Annotated in this window: 15 protein-coding genes; 10 read left to right on the forward strand and 5 right to left on the reverse strand. The window is 70.0% G+C overall.

The features are described 5' to 3' along the window. The first annotated feature begins 498 nt into the window (after positions 1–498). The 3 genes from CP975_RS00285 (at position 499) to CP975_RS00295 (ending at position 3425) form a co-directional block, all read left to right on the forward strand. Positions 499–1299: a thioesterase II family protein gene (locus tag CP975_RS00285; protein ID WP_246201350.1), complete on the forward strand. Its 801-nt coding sequence runs from the start codon at positions 499–501 to the stop codon at positions 1297–1299. Between the two features lie 291 nt (positions 1300–1590). Further along, positions 1591–2577, forward strand: a complete 987-nt coding sequence (locus CP975_RS00290) for an ATP-binding cassette domain-containing protein (protein ID WP_055534465.1) — start codon at positions 1591–1593, stop codon at positions 2575–2577. Further along, positions 2574–3425, forward strand: coding sequence for an ABC transporter permease (locus CP975_RS00295; protein WP_055534467.1), 852 nt, complete (start codon positions 2574–2576; stop codon positions 3423–3425). The genes CP975_RS00290 and CP975_RS00295 overlap by 4 nt, the downstream gene beginning before the upstream one ends. Before the next feature lie 130 nt (positions 3426–3555). On the opposite strand, the gene CP975_RS00300 is transcribed toward CP975_RS00295, so the two are convergent. The 4 genes from CP975_RS00300 to CP975_RS00315 form a co-directional block, all read right to left on the reverse strand. Continuing rightward, complete coding sequence (locus tag CP975_RS00300) at positions 3556–4329, reverse strand: NAD-dependent epimerase/dehydratase family protein (RefSeq protein ID WP_055534469.1); 774 nt, start codon at positions 4327–4329, stop codon at positions 3556–3558. 39 nt (positions 4330–4368) lie between these two features. Continuing rightward, complete coding sequence (locus tag CP975_RS00305; RefSeq protein WP_055534471.1) at positions 4369–4914, reverse strand: DUF1707 SHOCT-like domain-containing protein; 546 nt, start codon at positions 4912–4914, stop codon at positions 4369–4371. A 116-nt stretch (positions 4915–5030) separates the two neighbouring features. After that, positions 5031–13028: a non-ribosomal peptide synthetase gene (locus CP975_RS00310; RefSeq protein WP_167532646.1), complete on the reverse strand. Its 7998-nt coding sequence runs from the start codon at positions 13026–13028 to the stop codon at positions 5031–5033. A gap of 149 nt (positions 13029–13177) precedes the next feature. Continuing rightward, the gene (locus CP975_RS00315) at positions 13178–14398 is read right to left on the reverse strand and encodes a cytochrome P450 (protein WP_055535684.1); all 1221 of its coding nucleotides are present in this window, start codon (positions 14396–14398) and stop codon (positions 13178–13180) included. Positions 14399–14718: 320 nt separating this feature from the next. On the opposite strand from CP975_RS00315, the gene CP975_RS00320 reads away from it, so the two are divergent. Then, positions 14719–15156: a YidB family protein gene (locus tag CP975_RS00320; RefSeq protein ID WP_150476435.1), complete on the forward strand. Its 438-nt coding sequence runs from the start codon at positions 14719–14721 to the stop codon at positions 15154–15156. 16 nt (positions 15157–15172) lie between these two features. Here the strand turns inward: CP975_RS00320 and CP975_RS00325 are convergent, their stop codons facing one another. Beyond that, positions 15173–16558 carry an NDP-hexose 2,3-dehydratase family protein gene (locus CP975_RS00325; protein ID WP_055535687.1) on the reverse strand — a complete coding sequence of 462 codons (1386 nt, stop codon included), beginning with the start codon at positions 16556–16558 and terminating at the stop codon, positions 15173–15175. A 211-nt stretch (positions 16559–16769) separates the two neighbouring features. Here CP975_RS00325 and CP975_RS00330 point away from each other — a divergent pair, with 211 nt between their 5' ends. Genes CP975_RS00330 through CP975_RS00355 form a run of 6 tightly spaced genes read left to right on the forward strand, consistent with a single transcriptional unit; the run spans position 16770 to position 23756 of the window. Continuing rightward, positions 16770–18071: a nucleotide disphospho-sugar-binding domain-containing protein gene (locus tag CP975_RS00330; protein WP_055535689.1), complete on the forward strand. Its 1302-nt coding sequence runs from the start codon at positions 16770–16772 to the stop codon at positions 18069–18071. Positions 18072–18115: 44 nt separating this feature from the next. Beyond that, positions 18116–18358, forward strand: coding sequence for an acyl carrier protein (locus CP975_RS00335; protein WP_070321306.1), 243 nt, complete (start codon positions 18116–18118; stop codon positions 18356–18358). Positions 18359–18363: 5 nt separating this feature from the next. Then, complete coding sequence (locus tag CP975_RS00340; RefSeq protein ID WP_055535693.1) at positions 18364–19569, forward strand: beta-ketoacyl-[acyl-carrier-protein] synthase family protein; 1206 nt, start codon at positions 18364–18366, stop codon at positions 19567–19569. Continuing rightward, positions 19557–20597: a beta-ketoacyl synthase N-terminal-like domain-containing protein gene (locus CP975_RS00345; RefSeq protein WP_055535695.1), complete on the forward strand. Its 1041-nt coding sequence runs from the start codon at positions 19557–19559 to the stop codon at positions 20595–20597. Before CP975_RS00340 ends, CP975_RS00345 begins: the two co-directional genes overlap by 13 nt. Then, positions 20587–22203 carry an AMP-binding protein gene (locus CP975_RS00350; protein WP_246201352.1) on the forward strand — a complete coding sequence of 539 codons (1617 nt, stop codon included), beginning with the start codon at positions 20587–20589 and terminating at the stop codon, positions 22201–22203. The genes CP975_RS00345 and CP975_RS00350 overlap by 11 nt, the downstream gene beginning before the upstream one ends. Continuing rightward, positions 22200–23756, forward strand: coding sequence for a phenylalanine aminomutase (D-beta-phenylalanine forming) (locus CP975_RS00355; protein ID WP_055535699.1), 1557 nt, complete (start codon positions 22200–22202; stop codon positions 23754–23756). The genes CP975_RS00350 and CP975_RS00355 overlap by 4 nt, the downstream gene beginning before the upstream one ends. The last annotated feature ends 6 nt before the right edge of the window (positions 23757–23762 follow it).

The raw sequence follows: 23762 nt of genomic DNA on the forward strand, positions 1-23762 counted from the left end.
CAGGGCATGAAACGCTCGGTGCCATTGATGCCCGCAGACCGGCCGGCCCCTGCGGACGAGGTGAACGTCAGCCTCGGCCGGGGCCGGGCAGCCACCCGTTCCGCGCTCCGCTCCGGGAGTTGGGCAGCGCCGGCAAGTCCGCCCGCAAGGGCGTGCCCGCCCCGGTCCAGGCCGGCAGGCGCCGGCATTCACCCCCCCCCGCCGGGACCGACGCCCCCCGCACGCGCCGCCTCAGGTGATCCATGTGCCGGTCGGTCTAAGCTGCTTCGCGGGCACGTACCCGCACACGAAAGCCCCGACGAGCTTCGCGAGCCGCCCTCTGCGCGTGCCGGGTGCTGAACGTGCCACCGTCCGCGGGCTGCTGGACGTATCAGCTCATTCCCATGATCGACGCGCCGGAGCCGGCCCTGTGACGCCGGACGGCCACGAACGACTCGATCGCGTGACGTTGAGAACGGCGCAATGGCCCCAATCCATCGGTCGAAGAAGGAGCATGGAGTGACGAACACGCGCAGCCCGGGCGCCGCCGCCCGCGGCGGCTGGATACGCCGCTACCACACCCCGAGGGGCGATGCCCCCGCTCTCGTCTGCTTCCCGCACGCCGGGGGTTCCGCATCGGCGTACTTCGCCCTGTCGGCTGCCCTTTCCGAGGGAGCCGAGGTGCTGGTCGTGCAGTATCCCGGCAGGCAGGACCGCCTGGAGGAGCCCGCCCTGACGGATCTCAGGGAGCTGGCGGAGGGAGCCGTGACGGCCCTGGCGCCCTGGAGGGGCCGCCCGTTGACGTTGTTCGGGCACAGCATGGGATCCGTCGTGGCCTACGAGGTCGCACGGCGCCTGGAGCGGGGGCCGGGCCCCGCTCCGGCCGGGCTCGTCGTCTCGGGCAACACGGCGCCCTCGGTCGAGCGGGACCAGGGGGTCCACCGGCTGGACGACGAGGAGCTGATGGCATGGATGTCGGACCTCGCCGGTACGCCGCCGGCCGTGCTGGCGGACAAGGAGCTCCTGGCCACCATCGTCCCCTCCCTGCGTGGCGACTTCACGGCGCTGGAGACCTACCGCCACCCGAAGGGCAGCTCGGTGCGGTGCCCCATCAGCGGCTATGTGGGCGACCACGATCCGTATGTGCCGCACGACGGCTTCCTGCGCTGGGCCGAGCACACGACGGCGGAGTTCACCGTCCAGGTCTTCGACGGCGGCCATTTCTACATCGAGGAGCAGGTGCAGGAGGTGGCCCGGAGCATTCTGCGGGACGTGTCCGCCTTCGCCTCGCGGCGCCCGGCGCGAGACCTGCCCGCCTGAGCGGGCGCGGCGCGGCCCGCTGTCGGCTCTGCCGCCACCGGACAGGCGATCTGACATCCCGTCAGTTCACCGGCGCGCCCTGTCCGCTAGCCGTCCCCTGCGACCTCCCCGGGCTCTTGGCCGGATGTCGCCGTATCACCAGAGCGGCCACTCAAGATATATCTCAATGCTTGACACGCGTCATATCGCGTGCCACAGTCCGGGGACAGGGTGCGGCCGCAGGTACGTGTCCAGCCTGTGGTGCCAAGTGCCCCCACACGTCCCGCAACCCTTTGACCACAGGAGTGCTCTATGCCAGAGGCCATCCACGCTGAGGGCCTGGTGAAACACTTCGGCGACGTACGGGCGGTGGACGGTGTCGACCTGGACGTCGCCCAGGGAACCGTGCTCGGCCTGCTCGGCCCCAACGGCGCCGGCAAAAGCACCATCGTACGGATCGTGACCACCCTGCTCATGCCGGATGCCGGGCATGCGACCGTCCTTGGGGCGGATGTCGTCAAGGACCCGGACACGGTGCGCCGTTCGCTCGGCATGGCGGGGCAGTTCGCCGCGGTCGACGAGTTCCTCACGGGGCGGGAGAATCTGCAACTGATCGGCTGTCTCTATCAGTTGAGGAAACGCGACGCGGCAGCGCGCGCCGAGGAGCTGCTGGCGCTGTTCGACCTCACCGACGCCGCCGACCGGACGGCCAAGACCTACTCCGGCGGCATGCGGCGCCGTCTCGACCTCGCCGCGGCCATGCTCATGAAGCCGGCGGTGATGGTCCTGGACGAGCCGACGTCGGGCCTGGACCCCACCAGCCGGCGGGTGCTGTGGGACGTCATCCGCGCGATGGTCGCCGAAGGCACCACGCTCCTGCTGACCACGCAGTACCTGGAAGAGGCCGACCAGCTCGCCGATTCGATCTGCGTCATCGACCACGGCCGGGTGCTCGCCTACGGCACGAGTGACGAACTCAAGGCACGCGTGGGGAACGAGCGGGTGGAGATGGTCCTTCCCGAGGGCGAGGACCTCACCGGCGCCGGTCTGGTGATGGCCTCGGAGGGGCAGGGGGAGGTATCCATCGAGGAGCACACCCGCAAACTGATCGTGCCGGTCTCGGAGGGTTCGCGCTCGTTGGGCGGCATCATTCGCCGGCTGGACGAGCTGGGCATTCCCTTCGACGACATCGCCCTGCGCCGTCCGACCCTGGACGATGTATTCCTCTCCCTCACCGGCCACGCCGCCCAGGGCGGCGGGGACAGCGAGGACCTTCGCGTGAAGGAGACCGCCAAGTGACCGTCCTGGCACCGCCACCCGCCGTCCGGCCCCCCACCGGGGGCGCTATCGGACAGTCCGTGCGCGACTCGTTCATCATCGCCAAGAGCGGGCTGATCAGGGTCAAGCGCGCTCCGGGCATGATCTTGTTCATGCTGATCCAGCCGACCATCTTCATCGTGATGTTCACCTATGTGTTCGCGGGATCGGTGAACATCGGCGGCACCACCGACCGCGCGGCGTTCCGCGAGTTCAACGTGGTCGGCATCATGGCCCAGACCGTCATCTTCTCGGTCATCGCGACCGCCGCGGGCATCGCCGATGACATGCGCAAGGGACTGGTCGACCGGTTCCGTTCGCTGCCGATGGCACGCGGCGCGGTGCTCACCGGCCGCACACTGTCGGACTCGGTGACGATCGCTCTCGTCCTGGTGGTGCTGGGCTGCGTCGGAGCGGGAGTCGGCTGGCGCTTCCATGAGGGAATCGCCAAGATGCTGGCCGGCTTTGCGCTGCTTTTCCTGCTGGGATACGCCTTCACCTGGGTCGGCGCGCTGACCGGACTGGCCTCCCGCTCCCCCGAGGCGGCGTCGTCGGCTCCCATGCTGTGGATCTTCCCGGTGTCGTTCATCTCCAACGCCTTCGTGGACCCCACCCGGATGTCGACCCCCCTGCGGGTCATGGCCGAATGGAACCCGTTCAGCGCGACCGTGCAGGCCGCGCGCACGCTGTTCGGCAATCCGGGTACCGGAGCCAGGGACGCCTGGCCGATGCAGCACCCGATCGAGGCGTCGCTGATCTACTCGCTCCTCATCATCGTCGTCTTTCGCACCCTGGCCGTGCGCAAATACCGGCGCACCGCCACCTCCTGACGGGCCCTGCCCCAGGACGCGGGCGCCACGATCACGGCCCAGGGGGCGGGTCGCCCAACCCGCCCCCTGGGCCGTGCCGTTCGCGCGATGCCCTACGGACGGTCGCAGTCCAGCGGCGGCACCCGCTGCCTCACCCCTCTGCGGCCGGGCCCCTTGAGCAGTACGGCAGATAGGCGTCCAGGAGGTCATCCAGGTAGCTCGCCGCGCTGCGCAGGCCGGGGCGGAAGTGAGGAACGTAGGCCTGGAGCCGGCGGATCGAGACGCGGGTGAGGGCCGCTTCGCCAGGAATGTAGGTGCGCACCGCGCTCGTGCCCAGCCGCATCTCGATGCCGTCCAGGATCGCCTCGATGTGCTGCGGCGCCCCGGATGCCACATTGAGGACCTCATTGCGCACACCCTGGCCGAGCAGTCGCCCGATGGCATCAAGGAGGTCGTTGACATCCAGCAGGTCCCGGTGGACGCCCTGCTGCACCCGCACGGCACCGGCCCGTACCTGCCGCGTCAGTCCGGGCAGCAGCTGGTGGGGCCGCTGGTATCGGCCCACGGTGTGGCTCAGCCGCAGGATCAGGTAGGGCACGTGCGAGCCGCGGATCGTCGATTCGAGCGCCAGCTTGCTTCTCCCATAGGCCGACGGCGGAGAAACCAGGTGGTCTTCCTCGGCGCGCGGGGCACCGCTGGAGCCGTAGAGCGCGAAGGAGGCCGAGGAGAAGAACAGCACCGTCCGGTTGCGGTTGCCGCACTCGCGCAGGACCTCGCGCACCAGCTCCGCTTCCCGGCGAAACTGCGCGGGTGCGACGCCCGAATGACGGGAGACGCCCGCTGCGATCGCGGTGACCTCGGGAAACTTGTCTGTGAAGGCTTCTGAGAGATGCCGGGCGAGAAAACCGTGGCCGATGATCTGCACGTTGCTCCAACTCTGCGGCTCGGGAACCCAAAGGGCAGATCAGCGCAACAGCGCATGACGGACCGTCAGTTTCCGCATGCCGACGGTCCCGTGGATCCTGATCCGCGGCCCCTGGGCACCGGAGGACCGTCCGGGCTTGTAGGACAGGCCCTTCAGCCCGGTCTTCATGTCCTGAAGGTCGACGACCGCCTCGCGCGGCACGATGATCCGGACGCGTCCCACGCCGATGAGGACCTCGAGGTCGACGACCGGATGCTCGATGACCGCCCGGGACAGGTCCAGGTACACGCTCGCCAGGGCCGATGCGACCGTGAGGTCCGCGGGCACCCGCCACCGGCCGCGGCGCAGGATCAGCCCGCTCACCGTGGTGATCGTGGACCGGTCGCCAGGGTTCTGCGCCGGGAGCCCGGCCACAGCCACATCGATCTGGCCCCGCGTCCTTGCGCTCAGCACCTGTTCGAGGCACTGGTCCAGCTGCTGGTGGGTGAGCTGTCCTTTCGCGTACGCGTCCTTCAGCAGCTGTGCGGCCCGCTCCCGGTCAGCGTCGCCGATCAGCGCATGGGGGTCCTTCGGCTGAAAAGCCATGTCCTCAACTCTCGTGTCAGGTCGGCGGATCACCCGTATCCTGCCGGACGGCAGGCTCTCACCGCGGGCAAATGCCCCGGGCCGCCTCCCCGCCCCGGTGGCACCCATGGGGCGAATCAGGACCCCTCCCCCGCACCCCTCCTGCGCAACCGGGGCGAGCGGGCCTTGGGGGCATGGTCGACGATGCGCGCCAGCGCCGCGATGTCGCGGGCCTCGTACACCTCGTTGATGAGCACCCGCACCCCCAGTTTCCTGCTGATCCGGCCGGTGAGGCCAGAGGCCAGCAGTGAGTCGCCGCCCAGGTCGAAGAAGTTGTCGCCGACACCTACCTGCTCGATGTGCAGGACATCCGCTATCAAGGCGCACAGCTCCTGCTCCGCCCGGGTACGCGGCGGCGTGACGTTGCGGTGCGGGCGCCCGGGTTCGGGCAGCGCACCGTAATCCAGCTTGCCGTTCTGGTTGAGCGGCAGTGCCTCGAGCAGGGTGTAGGCGGAGGGCAGCATGTACGCGGGCAGAACCTCCCGCAGCCTGTCGTGCACGTCCTGAAGCAGGCCGGCCCGGCCCGACCAGCGCCGCGGGGCCGGCGCCACCGCCACCCGGGGAGCCGGGCCCGCGCCGCGGCCGTCCTCGCGCCGGGCGTAGACGTTGCAAAGGACCGTGTCGTGCAGCAGGCCGCTGTCCTGTTCGCACACGACCTCGAAGCCGTGGTCCTTCAGGAGCGTCTGGACCTGCGCCAGCCTGCCGTCGACGTCGTGGAGTTCGATGGCGAACTGCCGGATCCTTTGCCAGTGCTCGGGGCGGATGCCCTTGAGGACCTCGTGCTCGGCGCCCTCCACGTCGATCTTCACCAGGTCGATCCGGTCGATGGCCTCCTGCTCGATGATGTCCGAGAAGGTGCGCACAGGGCAGGTGAACGTCCGGCTCTCCAGGCGGGACTCGACGACCTCGTCGATCAGGTCCGTTGCGGCGGCGCCGGGCCGCGCGCCGCCATCCGGCCCCGCCTTGTTGCGCAGGAAGGCGCGCACCAGGTCGCGCGCCTGGGGCGCGGTCGCGGCGCGGGTGGAGTTGACGGTGTTGTGCGGGTAGAAGGTGAAGGTCTCCTCCTGTGCCTGGGACCCCAGTGCGCAGTCGAACAGCTTGGCGTTCAGGCCGTGGAGCTCGACGTTGCGGCGCAGCGTGTCGTGCAGCGGGGGGAGCGGTTCGAAGGCGTAGAGGCGGCCGTCGGGGTTGCGGTGGGAGGCGAACAGGGTGAACAGGCCGATGTTGGCGCCGACATCGACGATCGTGTCGCCGTTGTCGATGGTGATGTTGCCGCGCAGGTACTCCTCGCGCGTGAAGATCTCCTCGTAGACGAAGTCCGTCTCGCTCTTGTTGTGGTGGAAGACCGTCATGCCGTTGGGCAGGTCGCGCAGGGGCGGGTGGGTGTCGCCCTCGGCGCGTTCCAGGCGCAGCAGGTGGCGTACCGCCGGTGCGCGGTCGGCTGCGGGGACGAGGTAGGCCATCAGGCGCTTGTCCCCCTCGCCGTGGTCGCGCACCACGACCCGCGCGTCCTGGAGGGCCGGGTGTTCGCTGAGCTTGGCCTCGATCTCCCCGAGCTCGATCCTGAACCCGCGGATCTTCACCTGGTCGTCGTTGCGCCCCAGGTATTCCAGGCTCTGGTCGGGCAGCCGGCGGACCAGGTCCCCCGAGCGGTACATCCGTGCGCCCGGCCGGCCGGCGAAGGGGTCGGCGACAAAGCGCTGGGCGGACAGTGCCGGCCGGTTCTGGTAGCCGCGTGCCACGCCCGCGCCGCCGACGTACAGTTCGCCCACGACGCCGGCCGGTGTGGGCCGCAGGTATGGGTCGAGTACATAGGTGTGCAGGTCCGGCAGGCGCCGGCCGACCGGGCTGGCGGTCCGGCCCGTGTCGGCGCCGCTCAGCAGGTGGTAGGTGGTGTGCACGGTGGTCTCGGTGATGCCGTACATGTTCACCAGCCGGGTGTTCTTGTTGGCCTCGCGCCGCATCCAGGGGGTGAGCAGTGCCGGGTTCAGTGCCTCGCCGCCGAACACCACCACCCGCAGGGCGTGTTCCGCGCCGTCCTCGCCCTGGGCGGCGATCAGCTGGTGGAAGGCCGTCGGTGTCTGGTTCAGCACCGTCACCCGCGAGGTGCACAGCAGCCGGTAGAGGTCCTTGGGGTTGCGGGCGACCTTGCGCGGCACCACGACCAGGGTGGCGCCGTGCAGCAGCGCACCCCACATCTCCCACACCGAGAAGTCGAAGGCGAAGGAGTGGAGCAGCGCCCACACGTCCCTGTGGTCGAAGGCGAAGTGCTCCCGTGTGGTGGTGAACAGCCTTACCACGTTGCGGTGTTCGACCGTGACGCCCTTGGGGGTTCCTGTCGAGCCCGAGGTGTAGATGACGTAGGCCGCATGATCGGGCCGCACGCCGGTGTCCGGCAGGTTGTGGGCCAAGAGCCCGCTCCAGCGGTCGCTGTCCGCGCGCACGTCAAGGACCGGGAGCGGTGGGAGGCCGGGGCTTGGGTCCGGGTGCCAGGGGGCGTCGGTCAGCAGCAGGCGCGGCGCGCTGTCGGCCAGTACCAGGGCGGTGCGTTCGGAGGGGGAGGCAGGATCGATCGGCACATAGGTGCCCCCGGCCTTGAGCACCGCGAGCACGGCGACCATGAGATGCTCGGTCCGCTCCAGGCGCAGCGCGACCACCACCTCCGGCCCCACGCCCAGGGAGCGCAGGTGGCGGGCCAGGCGGTTGGCGCGTTGGTTCAGGTCCCCATACGACAAGCTGCGGTGGCCGGCGGTGACAGCGATGGCGTCCGGCATCGCGGCTGCCACTTCCTCAAACCACTGGTGGATGCACCGGCCCCGTGCCGGTGTGGCCGGCACCTGGCTCCGCTGCGCCAGGGCCTGGCGGCGTATCTCCTCACCCAGGACCGGCAGTTCGAGAGCGGGCTGCTGGGCGGCCCGCCCGCCGTTAAGGGCGTCGGTGAGCCGCGCCAGCGCCGTGTGGAGGTAGTCGGTGACGGACTGCGGGTCGTAGGGCAGGCCCGAGCGCCCCTGGAGGGTGATGTGCGGGTGGCGGCCGCTGATGGCCACCTCCATTGGCTCGGTGCGCTCGTCGTGGGCGGCGCTCGCGTTGGCGTGCGGGCCCCTGAAGTCGAGGATCATGTCGATGTGCGGCAGGTGGGCGCTAGGGCCGGGCGCTTGCTGGTCCATGTGGTGCACCAGGTCCCGCACGCTCATCCCGGTCAGCTCGGCGTGAACCGGGCGGGTCTGGCCGGCCGCGGTGCTGCAAAAGCTCACATGGGCGCGCCCGCTGAACATGGAGATGGTCAGGGCCCAGCCCGCGTGGAAGAGCGCGGCGGGGTGGGTGGCGAGCTTCTTCGCGCAGGTGCGGATTTGTTCGCCAAGGAGGGGGTCGAGGACCTGGCTGTGAACGGGGGGCTGGGCCTTGGCGCCGGCCGTCAGCTGTGCTGCGCCCTCCTTTGCGACCAGGTCTGCCAGCCGTGCCCCTGCGTCTGCGGCGAGCCGGCTGAGAACCTGCCCGTACAGTGCGGCGATGTGCTGCGCGTAGGGCGGCTCGAGCAGTGGGCGCTGGTATTGCATGGTCAGCCGCAGCCGGTCGCCGTCGGGATGGGCGAATACGGTCAGGGGGAAATGGCTCAGGGAGTGCAGGCCGACGCCGGTGACGGCGAAGCCCGCCGCATCGGCCGCATCGGCCGCGGCCTGCCTGTCCAGGGGGAAGGACTCGAAGCCGATGACGGTGTCGAACAGGGTGGGCAAGCCGGCGGCGCTGTGGATCTCGCCCAGTGCGCAGGGGGGTCGGCCCAGCAGGGCCGCCTGCCGTTGCTGGAGCTGCTCCAGCAACTGTGCGGCGCTCTCCTGCGGCTCGCACCGCACCCGTATGGGCACGGTGTTGATGAAGGTTCCCACCATGTGCTGCGCGTCGGGCAGCTCGGCGGGCCGTCCCGCCACCGCGGCGCCGAACACCACGTCCCGGCGGTGGGTGAGATGGCTCAGGACGACGGCCCAGGCCCCCTGCACCAGGGTGTTGAGGGTGATGCCCATCTCGGCGGCCCTGTCCGGCAGCGCCCGGGCCGCGGCGGGCGGCAAAGGCACATCGAGGCGCTCGGTTTCCTCCGCCGCCGCAGCGGTGGGGGCGGTGAGCAGGCAGGGCTCGGTCAGTCCTGCCAGCTCCTGCGCCCAGGCGCTGGCGGCCGCCTTGGTGTCCTGCCGCTCCAGCCAGGCAAGGTAGTTGCGGTAGCTGGGGGCCGGTGGCAGCGCGGCGGCGCCCTGATCGGCGTAGAGGCGCATCAGGTCCGTCGCCAGCAGGGGCAGGCACCAGCCGTCGAGGGTGGCGTGGTGGGCGGACAGGATCAGCACATGGCGGTCTGTGGCCAGGGTCAGCAGTGACATGCGCAGTACCGGTGGCACCGCGAGGTCGAAGTGGAGCGTCAGGTCACTGGCCAGGAACTGCCGATAGGCGCTGTCACGCATGGCCTCGCCGAGGCTGCTCAGATCGAGGTACTGCCAGGGCAGCTGGACGCCGTCCACGACGAACTGGACGAGGGTGCCCTGGGGTCCGGGGGCGTAGGCGGCGCGTAGGGCGGGGTGGCGGTCGAGCAGGGCCTGTGCGGCAGCGCGCAGGCGCGCGGGCTCGATGGGCCCGGACAGGCGCAAGGTGTACTGGACCTGGTAGGTGTCGGTGCCGGCGGATGCCTCGTGCTCCCTTTGGGAGTGCACCAGCAGTCCCTGGGGAAGCGGCGCGAGAGGCCAGATGTCGGACAGGCCCGGGTAGTGCTGCTGCCAGTCGTCGAGTTCGTGCTGGGTGACACCGGGCAGGAGCACGTCCGAGGGACTCAGACCGCCCGCGCCGGCCGTCGCGGCATGGTGGGAGATCGCCTGGAGCGCCAGGGCCCACAGATGTGCCAGCTGCTGTATCTCGGCGGCGCTCATCAGGGTTGCGCAGGCGGTGAACACCGCTTCGAGGCGCGGGCCTTCGCCGGTGTCGATGAGAGCGCTGCGCACGGCGAGGTCGGTCTGTGGGCCGGTGTGCGGTGCTGCGGGCACGCTCCAGCCCCTGGTTGGGGTGAATCCCGCGCCGGGCGGGTGGGGGGCGGGTGCCGGGAAGTGGCCCAGGTGGGCAAAGGAGATCCGGCCGCTTGGTGAGCGCGCAAGGGCGGCGGCGGTGTGGGGGTTGAGGTGGCGCAGGAGGTGGTAGCCGATCCCCTCATCGGGCAGGGTGCGCAGCTGCTCTTTTACCGCCTTGAGGGCGGTGCCGGCGGCGGGTTTGCCCTCAAGGGCCTCTTGCAGATCGAGGTGGGTCACATCCAGGCGTACCGGGGTGGTGCCGGTCAGCCGGCCGGCGGTGCGGGACAGTGCGATGCCGTCCACCTCGGCCGCCGCTCTGCCGTACTCGTCCAGGCTGATCAGCACGGATGATGCGGGGGCGCCGGAGGTAGCTCGCCGGTGTGCCAGCGCCAGTGCGAGCGCTGTGAGGAGTGCGTCCTGGATGTCGCAGCGGAAGGCGGAGGGGACCGTGGTCAGGAGGGTGTCGGTGAGGGGGGCCGGGAGCAGGAGGCGGGCGTCGACGGGTGCGGGGGTGGTGTCGTCGGCCGGTGCGGGGCGGCGCGGGCCGAGAGCCGCATCCGGCGCCTCAAGGCGGGTGAGCCAGGCCTCCAGCTCGGCCGCGCGTGCGGGCCGGTGCGCCTCCTTGGTCAGGGCACGGGCGACCAGGCGCAGCGGTGCGGTGACGGGGGGCAGCTCGATGTCCCGGCCCATCTTCAGCTGTTGCCCGGCGGTAGCGAGGTCGGCGAGCAGGATGCGCCAGGAGTGGGCGTCCACCAGGAGGTGGGGCAGGACCATCAGCAGCCGCCCCGCCTGGCGGCTGCCCGCGTCGAACCAGGTGAACTGCGCCACCGAACCGGCCGCCGGGTTGAGGCGGGCGGCTGCGGCGGCGAGTTCGGTGCGCAGCAGGTGATTCCATTCCTTTGCCTGCTCGGTGCCCGCGGCGGCCTGCCAGGGGGCGTCGGCGGCGACTTGGCGGATCAGAGGGTGTGCGCTCACCGAGCCCGGCGGGGCCACGAGGAGCCCGCCTTGGCCGGGGGGCCTCAGGCGGGTACGGAGTATGTCGTGGTGGTCGATCAGCGCGGTCAGGGCGGCGGTCAGGGTGGTGTGGTCCAGGCCTTGGGGAAGGTCCAGGAGCATGGCCTGGCAGGAGTGCGCCGCGCCGGGCCCCAGCTCGTGCAGGAGGTGCGTGGCAGGCAGGTGCCACGGCTGCTCCGCTCCCCCGTCGGCGTGGGGGGTGGCAGCCTGCGGCTGTTCCGCGCCGATCGCGTCGGCCAGGGCGGCCACCGTGCGGGATTCGAAGATCTGCCTGAAGGAGACCTGCACTCCCTGGGCCCGTATCTGTGAGGCGAGGCGCATGGCCTGGATGCTGTCTCCGCCCAGCGACAGGAAGTCGTCGTCGATGCCGACCCGGGCGAGGCAGAGCACCTTGGCGAAGGCGTCGGCGAGGTACTCCTCGAGCCGGGAGCGGGGCGCGCGGTAGTCGGCCTGGCGCAGCTGCGGCCGGGGCAGCGCCGCCTTGTCCGCCTTGCCGTTGGGCGTCAGCGGCATCTCGTCGATGACCATGATCGTTGCGGGGACCATGCTCTGCGGCAGGCGCCGGGCCACGAACGCACGCAGCTCGGCCGCGCCGAGTCCCGGCCCCAGGGTGAGCTGTCCTGCCCCGCCGGCGGGCTCTACGGGCTGGGTATCCGGTGCGGGGGCCGGTACGACGAAGCCGACCAGCTGCTGTGCTCCGGTGGCGCCGGCGTGGACGATGACGGCGGCCTGGCGGACCCTTGGATGCGCCGCCAGAGCCGTCTCCACCTCGCCGAGTTCGATGCGCTGCCCCCGCAGCTTCACCTGGTCGTCGCTGCGGCCCAGATACTCCAGCTGCCCGTCGGCGCCCAGGCGGGCCACGTCGCCGGTGCGGTACATCCGGGTGCCCGCGGGGCCCAGCGGGTTGGCCAGGAACCGCGTCGCGCTCTGGGCCGGGCGCCCCAAATATCCGCGGGCCAGCCCCGGGCCCGCCAGGTACAGCTCGCCGGGCTGCCCCTGGGCGACGGGGGTGAGGTCCGGGCCGAGCAGGTAGGCGGCGGCGTCTGCCATCGCGGTGCCGATGGGCACCGCGCCCTCGCGCAGCGGTCCGGCGAACGTGGCCCACACGGTGGCCTCGGTGGGGCCGTAGGCGTTGAACAGCCGCCGTGCGGCGCCCCATTCGGCGACCAGGGCAGGGGTGCTCGCCTCTCCTCCGACCACCAGGATGCGCAGCTGGCTCAGGGAGGTGGCGGTGCCCGCGGGCAGCGTGGCCAGTACGCTCGGCGGCAGCGTCGCGTGCGTCACCTTGTGCTGCGCCAGCAACGCGGCCAGCTCCTGGCCCACCAGTTGTTCCTGTGCCGGCAGGACGAGCTGGGCCCCCGTGGTCAGGGCCGTCATCAGGTCCCATACCGACATGTCGAAGCTGAGCGCCGCGTACTGAAGGACGCGGGCGCCCTGGCCGGTAGTCAGTTCACCCACGCGCAGGGCCTCATCACGCAGTGCGGCCAGCCCGCGGTGCGTGACCGTCACCCCCTTGGGCCGGCCCGTGGAACCGGAGGTGTAGATGACATACGCGGCGTTGGCCACGCTCAGCGGCCCGGTCCGGTCCGCGTCCACCGGGTCTGTCTGCGGCATGTGGCGCCGGGCCGCCTGGGTATCGGGTGCATCCACGGCCAGCATGTGTGCCTTGAGCCCCGCGGGCAGCTGGCCGGCGGCGGCTTGGGTGGTGAGCACTGCTGTGGGCGCGGCGTCCGCTGCCATGTAGGCGATGCGCGTGGGGGGATGGCCCAGGTCCAGGGGCAGGTAGGCTGCGCCGGCCTTCATGATGGCCAGCAGCGCTGCGATCTGCTCGGGTGAGCGCGGCATCGCCAGAGCAACGGTGTGCTCCGGGCCGATACCGCGGCCGATCAGCAGGTGCGCGAGCCTGTTCGCCGACGCGTTCAGCTGCCTGTACGTCCAGATTGTTCCGGCGCACTGGAGGGCCGGGTGGTGCGGCACTTGGCGTACCTGTGCTTCGAACAGGTCGGTGAAGGTGGCCAAAGGAACACCCTTTTCGGCGCACGGCACGTCAGCGGACGGTCCTTGGGGCTCGCTCACGGATTCTCCAGAGTCTGGGGCCGGTGAAAAGGGGGATCGAGGGCTGCCGGGTAAAGGGGAGGGAGGGCTGCCGGCTGTCAGGGGTTCGGGGGTTACCTGGCGGGGCTCAACGAGAGCGGCAGACTGCTGTATCCGTGCAGGAAGTTGGAGTGGATGGGCCTGGCCGGGCCGTTGGGCACGGCGTTGGCGACATGAGTGCGCAGCGCGCAGAGCATGGCGGCGATCTCGGCCCGGCCCAGGTAGGCGCCGGGGCAAAAGTGCGGTCCGTAGCCGAACGCCACATGCTTGCCGGGCTTGCGGCCCAGGTCGAAGGAGGCGGGCTCGGCGAGGAGGTCCTCGTCGTAGTTGGCTGAACTGTTCCACAGCGTGACGACATCGTCGGCGCGCAGGAGCTGGCCCCCGATCTCGACGTCCTCGCGGACGCGCCGGCCGAAGTGCATGGCGGGGCTGGCCCAGCGCAGGACCTCTTCGACGGCGCCCTCCACGGTGACCTCCCCGCACCTGAGCCGCCGCCACTGCTCGGGGTGTTCCATCAGCGCGCGCACGCCGCTGATCATCGAGAGCCTGCTGGTCTCGTCACCGCCGATGATGATGCTGTAGCAGTTGAAGATGATCTCCTGCTCGGTGAGCGGCTCGCCGTTGATCGTGCTGGTCGTGAGGATGCTCAGCACATCGTCACGCGGGTCCTTGCGCCGCTCGGCGGCCAACTGGGCGAAGTAGAAGAGCAGTTCGTTGCGCGCGACGACGGCCTCCTGCGCGCAGCTGCCCTCGTCCTCGGTGCTGAGCGCCTCTTTGGTCAGCACCAGCAGCTCCTCGCGGTCGCCGGCAGGAACCCCCAGCAGGTCGGCGACGGTGGCCATCGGTATGTGCTCGGCGACGTCCCTGGCGAAGTCGCAGTCACCGGCCTCGACGGCGGCGCGCACCAGCTCATCGGTGCGCTCGCGCACTTTGGCGATGACCGGCTGGAGGACCCGGGGGGCGAACGCCTTCAGCATCACGTTGCGCAGTTCACGGTGGCGCCGGCCGTCGGTGACGGCGAGCATCTTGCCCGCGGCCGAGTCCCCGCCCTCCAGCAAGGTCGCCAGCACATTGCCGTATTCGGAGGTGAAGCGCTTGTTGTCCCGGTAGACCTCCATGACATCGCGGTAGCGCGAGAGCACCCAGAAGCCGGGCACGGCACGGCCGGTGACCTCGTGCCAGTGGACCGGGCTCGCCGAGCGGAACCGGCGCCACATCTCGATGAGTTCGGCATCGGGGGCAAGGAAGGTACGCGGGTCGGTCAGGTCGGCGCACTCAACAGTCAGGGTGGTCACGCTTGTTCTCCCGCCTTTCCTGGCGCTGGGAACTCACCAACAGTTTTCCGCCGGTCCGCCACCGGTGCGCGGCATCTTCGCGGACTCCCACGCGCCCGGCTGCGGCCCAAGCGGCCCCCATTCCGCCCGGATCTGGCGGTGTCCGGTCGCCAGGACAGCCCCGTGTTGTGGGTAATTCCTTCGGGGTGTGCGCAAGGGGGCGGCGCCATCAGCCTTGTCCGGCAACACCCTGGGTGGGAGCATTGCCGGGCGGTTCACCGCCCCGTCAATAGGCTGGCCGATTTCTTTGGACCGCCCAATTCGAACTCCCTGGAGTCTACGTGACCGAGAATCTCTCAACCCCTGCCGGGCCGGGCGAGGAAAGCGCATCCGGAAATCTCGACGGCTATTACTGCGTCGCTGTGATACCCGAACCGGGCCTGGCACAGACGAGTGAAGAAGCGTTCGCCCGGGCCGAATCCCAGGGGCTCATGATTCCGCTCGCACAGGTGTACCAAGCGAAGTCCTGGGTTTCAACCGGCGCCAACACGCCGCTTTTGCGCCAGGACGTGGTCAACGGCATAGGCCAGGACAATCTTCAGGCCCTCGCCGAGGCGTCGCACCTCTCTCTCGAGGAGGTCATCGCCGAGGCGATCGAGAAGCTGCCGGCCCTGGTGGACGAGGCCTCCCCCGAGGGCACACTGATCGTTGACGCCGAGAACCCGCCGACGGCCCGTCTGGGAATCGCGACGATCCTTTTGGCCAAGGTATCCGGATAGCACCGGAGCCTGCCTTCTAGGCCCCAAGTGTGTTCAGGCACACCAGCAGGGTGCGGGCCTGGGCACTGACGTAGTGGCTGGAGCGGGTGAACGCGGCGAGCTGGTCGCGGGAGACCCAGCAGAACCCGGGCGGCTCCTTCAGGGGCGCCTGCTCCTCGGTGGCCTCGATGACGAGGTATTGGCTCACCGCGTTGAGGAAGCGGCCTCCCTCCTCCGAGAGCAGCGCCGCGTAGCGGATCTGCGGCGGCGCGGCGGATTGCACCGCGCTGAGGAAGGGCGGCTGCTGGGCCGCGGGCAGGTGCTGGTGGTTGCGCGGCACGCACTGCACGGTGGGGCCGAGCTCGACGTCGCTGAAGCCGGCCTCCGCGCGAGCGCTGACCAGGACGTGCGGCACGCCGTTGAAGGTGCGCATCAAGAACGCGACGATGCCCTGGCCGTTGGGTTCCAGGAGCGGCTGGGTCCACTGGCTGACCTCCCGGTTGCCTGCCCGCACCGAGACGGCCATGACACGGAAGTACCGCTGTTGCTCATGGTGGATGGAGTACTCATCGCGCCTCCAGCCCGGCAGGTCGGCGAGCGAGATGGGCACCCCGGTGATCGGGGTCAGCGACCGCCGCGCCGCGAGCCAGGACAGCACGTGGGTGTCGGAGTGCAGGGCTTGGGAGGCACCGGGCCCGTACAGGCCGGCCAGAGCCGAGCGGGCGTCGAAGTTGACCGTGTTGTCGTGGCCCAGCAGTTCATGGATCTGCCCCAGGGTGAGCCAGCGGAAGTCCTCGTGGTCGGGGAGCGCACCGGTCACCTCCACGACCATGTTGCGGTTGCGTTTGCGGCAGAACCACGAGCCGTGCTCGCTTTGCAGCACGTCCGACAGGACGCGGCCGCGGGATGGGTCGGTGAAGTACTCCAGGTAGCGGACGCCGCCGCCTTGGTGGATCTTGGTGTAGTTGCTGTAGGTGGCCTGCACGGTGGGCGAGATCTGCACCAGCCCCGGATTGCCCGGCTCCATCTTGGCCTGCATCAAAAAGTGCAGGACCCCGTCGAACTCCTGCGCGAGGATGCCCAGGATGCCGACCTCGGGCTGGGTGATGATGGGCTGGTGCCAGCTCATGCGGCCGGGGTGCTCCCCGATGGCGGCGCGCAGCCCGTGAACGGTGAAGAAGCGCCCGCTGCGGTGCACGAGGTTGCCGGTCTCCTGTGAGAAGGACCAGCCCTCAAGCTCGTGGAAGGGGATGCGTTGCACGGTGGGGCCCACTTGTCTGCGGCGCCGTTGCACCCAGGCGGTGATGTCCTTGACCGACTCGCCCCGCCGTGCCGTCGCGGAGCGGGTGATGCGCTCGCCCAGCACGAGATCCTCGCGGTCGGTGAGCTGCGGTTGAACCCTGACTTCCCTCGCACTGTGCAACGCCGGCTCCTCAACCAGGTGGATGACGTCCTTGGCCCCTATGGGCCCTGCGGCGAGTGTGGGCACCACGGCTTGGGCCGGTCTATGCCCGCCCTTGCGAAGCCCGCGGCCGCCAGAGCGGCGGCCGGCCGGGCAAGGGCGGCTCAAGACCGGCTTTAGGCACGCCGCCCAGGGTTGGCGGTATCCCGCTGTCGGTAAAGGAGCTGGTGCTGTGCGCGTCCTGATCGTGTCCTGGCCCTGGAGGACCCACTTCCAGCCGATGGTCCCGCTGGGCTGGGCATTTCAGGCCGCGGGGCACGAGGTGCGTGTCGCGAGCAGCCCGGACTTGGCCGAGTCATTGACCGCCTCGGGCCTGACGGCGGTGGTGGCCGGGCCGGGCGATGTCCTGAAGACGATGTACGAGCAGTTCACCGAGGAACAGGTGGAGCTTGTGCGGATGCTGGAGCAGCTCGGGTCCAGGGACGACTTCTTCTTCGATTTCGCCTCTGCCACCAAGGAGGCGCTGACCTGGGACCGGCTGCGCCTGCGCACGCGGTATTTCACGCAGATCCTTCAGGGCGTGAACGATGCGATGGTCGAGGAGCTGGTCGACTACTGCCGCTGGTGGAAGCCGGATCTGGTGGTATGGGAGTGGATGAGCCACGCGGGGGCGATCGTGGCCCGCGCCACCGGCGCGGCCAGCGCGCGCATCCGCTCCGAGATCGATGTCGACGCCTGGTCCAGGCGCGCTTTCCTCCGGCTGAGGAAAGAGCAGGCACCTCACCGGCGGGAGGACGCACTGGCGGACTGGCTGGGGGGCTGGGCGGCTAAGTTCGGGACGTCGTTCAGCGAGGAGATGGTGACCGGGCACTTCACCATCGAGCACATGCTGGGATCCATGCGGCTGGATTCGGATGTGCCGCACCTGCCCCTGCGCTATGTCTCCTACCACGGGCCCGCCGTCATAGCGCACTGGGCCCGGAGCACCCCGAAGAAGCCGCGCGTTCTGGCCACTTTCGGGATCAGCCAGAAGAAGGGAAGGGAATACCAGGCTGTTTCCGTACGGCAGTTGCAGCAGATACTCGACTGTCTGGCCGATCTGGACATCGAACTGGTGGTGACGGCACCGGAAAAGGTGCGCAGGAATCTGTCGCGGATTCCCTCCAACGCGATGCTGACGGAGTTCGTCCCCTTGCACGCGGTGGTCCCCACATGCTCAGCTGTGATCCATCACGGCGGGATTCCCGCATTCATGGAGTCGATCGCAAGCGGCGTTCCGCAGCTGATGGTCGGCCGGGTGGTCGGTGACATCGACCTGCGTGCCCCGCTGCTGGAAGCAGCCCGCGGCGGCCTCTACATCCCACGGCCGCACCTGTGTGGGCAGCGGGTGCGGGAGTGCCTGGTGCGGCTGCTTGAGGAGCCGGCGTTCAAGGAGGGCGCCCAGAGGCTGCGCAGGGAACAGGCCACGCAGCCGGCACCGAGCGAACTGGTCGCCGAACTGGAAAAGCTCACCGCCCGCTACCGCGCGCGCTGAACCGCCTCTCGTCCTGCTCTTGGCACCCAAGGAGGAACCTCACCATGCTGTCGGATCGAATGGCGGAGCTGCGGGACATGGCAGCGGACATCTTCACCGTGGAACCCGAAGAAGTGGAGCGGGCCGCCAGCTTCACCGAAGACCTGGGCGCCGACTCCCTGCTGGCCGTGGAACTGCTGAGCCGGATCGAGCAGCGCTACCACGTCATGATCGAGGCGAGCGACCTGGAGAAGATGACCGATCTTTCCTCCACGTACAAGGTCGTGGCCGACGCGGCGGGATGGTAGCCGCAGTGCACCGCGTGGTCATCACCGGCCTCGGCCCGGTGTCGAGCATCGGAGTTGGCGCGGAGAATTTTTGCCACGCCGTGCGGGCGGGCAAGAGCGGCATCTCGCGGATCTCCTCGTTCGACGTGTCGGGGTTCGAGCACCAGATGGCAGGCGAGGTCACGGACTTCAAGGCCGGGGACGTACTCACCCAGCTGGACGTCGCCGAGTGGGGGCGGGCCTCGCTCCTGGCCGCGGCCGCGGCCCGCCTGGCGGCCGACGACGCCGGCCTTGACGACGTCGGCGAGGACACGGCCGTCCTCATGGGAACGACATCGGGCGAGATACCCCACGTCGTGGCGATGACCGAGTCCTGGCACCTGAACGGTGACCGCGTGCCTGACGCCGCGCTCGCCGCCCAGCTGCCCGCCGGCCGCCTGGCCCTGGCCGCCGCCCAGGAACTGGGCGCCACGGGCGAGACGATGACGTTCTCGGCCGCGTGCGCGGCGGCCAACTGCGCCCTCGGCTACGCCTTTGACCTCGTCGCCTTGGGCGAGGCGCCCGTGGCTGTGGCCGGCGGCGCCGACGCGGTGAGCCGGTTCACCCATGCCGCCTTCCACCGCCTGGGCGCCCTCGCCAAGGACACCTGCCGGCCCTTCGACCGGGAACGGGACGGCATGCTGACCGCGGAGGGCGGTGCGGCACTGGTCCTGGAGAGCCTTGACGGCGCACGCGAGCGCGGTGCCCGCATCTACGCCGAGGTGTTGGGATACGCGCTCAGCTGCGATGCCCACCACCCTTCGGCGCCGGAGGTGAAAAGCATCGCGCGGACCATGGACAGCGCGCTGCGGCGCTCGGGGGTACGGCCGCAGGAGGTCGACTACATCTGCGCGCACGGCACAGGCACCCGCCTCAACGACCAAGTGGAGGCTCAGGCCATTCACAGCGTGTACGGCCACGCGATGCCACCGCTCAGCTCCCTGAAGTCCATGCTGGGCCACACCATGGGGGCGGCCAGCGGCTTTGGCAGCATCGCCTGCGCACTGGCGATCAGCAGGGGCTTCATCCCGCCCACCATCAACCACCGCCACCGGGACCCGGACCTGCACGGCATCGATCCCGTGGCCGGCGCCGCCCGGGAGGCAACCGTGCGCGTGGCCCAGAACAACGCCTTCGGTTTCGGCGGCAACAACGCCATCGTCGTCTTCGGGAGCGCTCCATGCACATCGTGATCTCGGGCCAGGGGACCATCTGGCCCGACCCCCTCCCTAAGGCGCACCCTGCGCCTTCGGCGCCGGCCTTCACCGCCGCCTGTTTCGACGGCCAGGCACTGCTGGGCCGCAAAACCGCCCAATACAACCACCGCAGCGCCCAGTTGGCCATGGCCGCCTGCGGCCAAGCCCTCAACGACGCGGGCTGGCAGGTGAACCAGGACAGCCGCGAGCGCATCGGCGTCACCCTGGGCACGGCAGCGGGCAGCATCACCGGCATGGCCGAATTCGGCATGGACACCTTCACCCAGCCGCGTCCGCAGATGGTGGCCGCCGCCAAGACCTCCCACTGCGTACTCAGTGCACCCGCGGGAGCCACCGCCATCGCCTACGGCCTGCGCGGCGCCAACGCGACCGTCGCCGCCGGACCGGCGAGCGGCCTTGCCGTACTGCGCCACGCCATGATCATGCTCAGGGCCCAGCACACCGACGCGATGCTCGCAGCCGCCTCGGAGGAATACACCCCGCCCACGTCATGGGTTGCCCAGGCGGCCCGCGGCCCACAGGTCCAGGGCGAGGGCGCGGCCGCTTTCCTGATGGAGAGCAGCCACCAGGCCCGCGCCGCCGGCCGCACAGCACACGCGGTCCTGGCCGCCGTGGACGTGCGGGCGGTCGCCGGCTTCGGCGCCGGGCAGTTCACCCGCGCGCTCACCCGGACGCTGGCACGCGCAGGCGTGAGCGCCCCGGAGGTGGCAGCCGTCGCCTTTCGCCACACCGGTGTTGCTGCGGTGGATGAGGCCCAGCGCAGCCAACTCGCCCACGCCCTGCCCAAGGCGGCACACACCAACGACGAGGAGCGGATGGGGGACTGCTACAGCGCCCACGCCCTGCTCCAGCTCGCAAGGCTCCTCGACCAGACGAGGCTGCCTGCCGTCATCGTCGCGGCCGACCCCGACGGCCTGCTGGCCATCGCCGTCCTCACGGGGTGTGCCCCCGTGAGCCGCACACCCCATGCAGCGCACAGGACAGGGAGAGACCGTGCAAGGTGAGGAGCCCACCGCGGACAACCTCTATGACTACCTCCTGGCCCCCGCCGCCCGCACACCGGACAAGGCCGCCGTGGTGGAAGCAGATGAGAGCGGCACGCTCACCGACATCTCCTACCGGCAGCTGGCCGCGCTCGCAGAGCAATACACCCAAACCCTGGAACTGCTCGGCCTTGAGGTCGGCGAGCGCATCGTGGTGGAAGCACCCAGCTGCGCGGCGGCAGTGGCACTGCTGCTGGCCTGCTCCAAGCTGGGCCTGGCGTTCGTCCCCGTCAGCGCGCAGATGCCCGACAACCGCCTGATGACGATCCTGACGTCGCTCGATGCCGCGCTGTACGCCCGGGCGCACGGCCCAGGCCGGCCCGAGCTGCCCTGGGCCGGGGGCACCGCCCGCTTCGCTCTCAGCGGACTGAGCATCGACAAGGCGCCCGCGCGCCCCACACGGCGGCGCCGGAACGTCCTGGCCCTGGACACCGCCTACATCATCTTCACCTCCGGCTCCAGCGGACGCCCCAAGGGCGTGGTCATGAGCCACCGGGCGATCGTCACCTTCCTGCGCGCGGTGATCGCGGACCAACTGGTGAGCCAGTGCGACCGCATCGCCAGCACCTCTCCGCTCCAGTTCGACTTCGCGCTCTTTGGGATCGGTCTCGCCCTGGGCAGCGGGGCAACCCTGGTACCGGTCCCCCGCACCTGCCTCGACTCGCCCAGGCGCATGGTCACGTTCCTGCGCAAGGCCCGCGTCACCCAGGTCCATGGCGTGCCCTCGCTGTGGCGTCCGCTCCTGCGCCACGATGCGCAGCTGCTGAAACAACTGGACCAGGTGCGCTCGGTCATCTTCGCCGGCGAGAGCTTCCCCCTGGCCGAACTACGCCGCCTGCAACAGATGCTGCCCGGCACCCGCCTGGTCAACGGCTACGGCGCGACCGAGTCGATGGCCGCCTCCTTCACCGAGGTACCCGACCCGCTGCCAGCCCACCAGCGCACGCTGTCCATCGGGCACGCCCACCGCGGAGCCGAGATGATCCTGGTGGACAGCGCCGGACGTGCCGTCACCCGCCCAGGAGTGATCGCAGAGATCTACCTGCGCAGCCCCGCCCTGTTCAGCGGCTACTGGAACGATCCCGCGGCCACCGCCCAGGTCCTGGTCCCCGACCCGCTCCAGGCCCGGCACGGGCACACAGTGCTGCGCACCGGCGATCTGGCCTGCCTCGACGAGCGGGGCGAACTGCACTTCGTCGGCCGCGCCGACGCGCAGGTGCAGATCCGCGGCCACCGCGTCGAACTGGGCGAAGTAGAGAGCGTGCTGGCCCAGCACCCTGCCATCGCCTCGGCCGCGGCCACCCTCGTGCCGCGCGGCGGCGAGCACGTCCTGATGGCCGGCATAGTCCTCAAAGACATCACAGCGCCCTTCGATGAGCCCGCAGCACTCGCCCACTGCGCCAGACACCTGCCGGCCTACATGACACCGCGCCGGATCAGGCCCCTGGCCGATCTGCCCCTGACCGAGAACGGCAAGGCCGACCGGGCACGGCTCGCACGCCTGGTGACCACCGCCGCCCCAAACGCGAGCGCCGGCACCGACCCGACACCAAGGAGTGCGGTATGACCTACACCCTCTCGCTCGATCGCCGCGTACGGCTGGCGGACATCGAGTCGATCGCCGCCGCACCAAAGCCCGCTCTGGCCCTGGACAGTGCCGTGCGCCAGCGGGTGGAGGCCTCCCGGCGCACCCTGGAAAAGTTCGTCGCCGAGGGCCGGATCATCTACGGCGTCACCACCAGCATGGGCGGCTTCGTCGACTGGCTCGTCCCCGTCTCCCAGGCACGCCAGCTCCAGGAGAACCTGCTGAACGCGGTGGCGACCAACGTAGGCGAACACCTGGACGACACCGCCGTCCGCGCCATCATGGCCTCCCGCATCGCCTCGCTCTCCCGCGGCAACTCCGCCATCTCCCTGGCCAACCTGGACACATTCATCGCCGTGCTCAACGCGGGCATCGCGCCCTGCGTACCGCAGAAGGGCTCCCTGGGCACCAGCGGCGACCTCGGCCCGCTCGCCGCCATCGCACTGGTGTGCATAGGCCAGTGGAAAGCACGCCTGGGCGGTAAGGTCCTGCCCGGCGCCCAGGCCCTCAGCCAGGCCGGCATCGCCCCCATGGAACTCAGCTACAAAGAAGGCCTCGCCCTCATCAACGGCACCTCGGGCATGGTCGGCCTGAGCGCACTCACCCTCCAGGCGGCCCGCCGCCTCGTCCAGGCCTACCTCCTCATCTCGGCGCTGTCCGTGGAAGCACTGGGCGGCAAAACCAAACCCTTCGACCCCCGGGTCCACGCACTCAAACCGCACCGCGGACAGCGCCAGGTCGCCGCCTACCTGTGGCAGACCCTGGCCGACTCCCAGCTCGCCGTCGACGAACTCGACATCGAACAACTCCTCGCAGCCGAGATCGCAGACACCGCCCAGGCCGGCTCCCAGCCGATCGAGGACGCCTACTCCATACGCTGCACACCCCAGATCCTGGGACCCGTCCTGGACAGCCTGGCCACCACCGAGCAGACCGTCGAGGACGAACTGAACTCCTCCAACGACAATCCCCTCATCAACCCCGACGAGAAGGAGGTCTTCCACAACGGGCACTTCCACGGACAGTACGTCGCCATGGCCATGGACCACCTGGTCATCGCCCTGACCACCCTGATGAACCTCTCCAACCGCCGCGTCGACCGCTACCTGGACCAAAGCAACAGCAACGGCCTGCCGCCCTTCCTGTGCCGGGAAAACCCGGGCCTGCGCCTGGGCTTGATGGGCGGGCAGTTCATGACCGCCTCACTGACCGCGGAAACCCGCGCGATGGCCATGCCCATGTCCATCCAGTCCCTGACCACCACCGCCGACTTCCAGGACATCGTCTCCTTCGGCTTCGTCGCAGCACGCCGCGCCCGCGAAGCACTGCACAACGTCGCCCACGTCGTGGCCTTCGAGCTCCTGTGCGCCTGCCAGGCCATCGACATCCGCGGCACCCAAGGCCTGTCCACCGCCACCCGCGCCCTGTACGAACGAACCCGCCAGCACATCCCCTACCTCGACACCGACATCACCACCACCGAATACGTGGAAGATGTCGCCCGGCGTCTGCTCAACCACCCGGGCCTGGCTTGAGGACCA

The organism is Streptomyces alboniger, from assembly GCF_008704395.1.
GTDB lineage: Bacteria > Actinomycetota > Actinomycetes > Streptomycetales > Streptomycetaceae > Streptomyces > Streptomyces alboniger.

Bases quoted from the DNA above. Each gene is read 5' to 3' on its own strand.
- CP975_RS00290 (WP_055534465.1), top strand. From the start codon at position 1,591: ATGCCAGAGGCCATCCACGCTGAGGGCCTGGTGAAACACTTCGGCGAC.
- CP975_RS00305 (WP_055534471.1), bottom strand. From the start codon at position 4,914: ATGGCTTTTCAGCCGAAGGACCCCCATGCGCTGATCGGCGACGCTGAC.
- CP975_RS00335 (WP_070321306.1), top strand. From the start codon at position 18,116: ATGCTGTCGGATCGAATGGCGGAGCTGCGGGACATGGCAGCGGACATC.
- CP975_RS00345 (WP_055535695.1), top strand. From the start codon at position 19,557: ATGCACATCGTGATCTCGGGCCAGGGGACCATCTGGCCCGACCCCCTC.
- CP975_RS00355 (WP_055535699.1), top strand. From the start codon at position 22,200: ATGACCTACACCCTCTCGCTCGATCGCCGCGTACGGCTGGCGGACATC.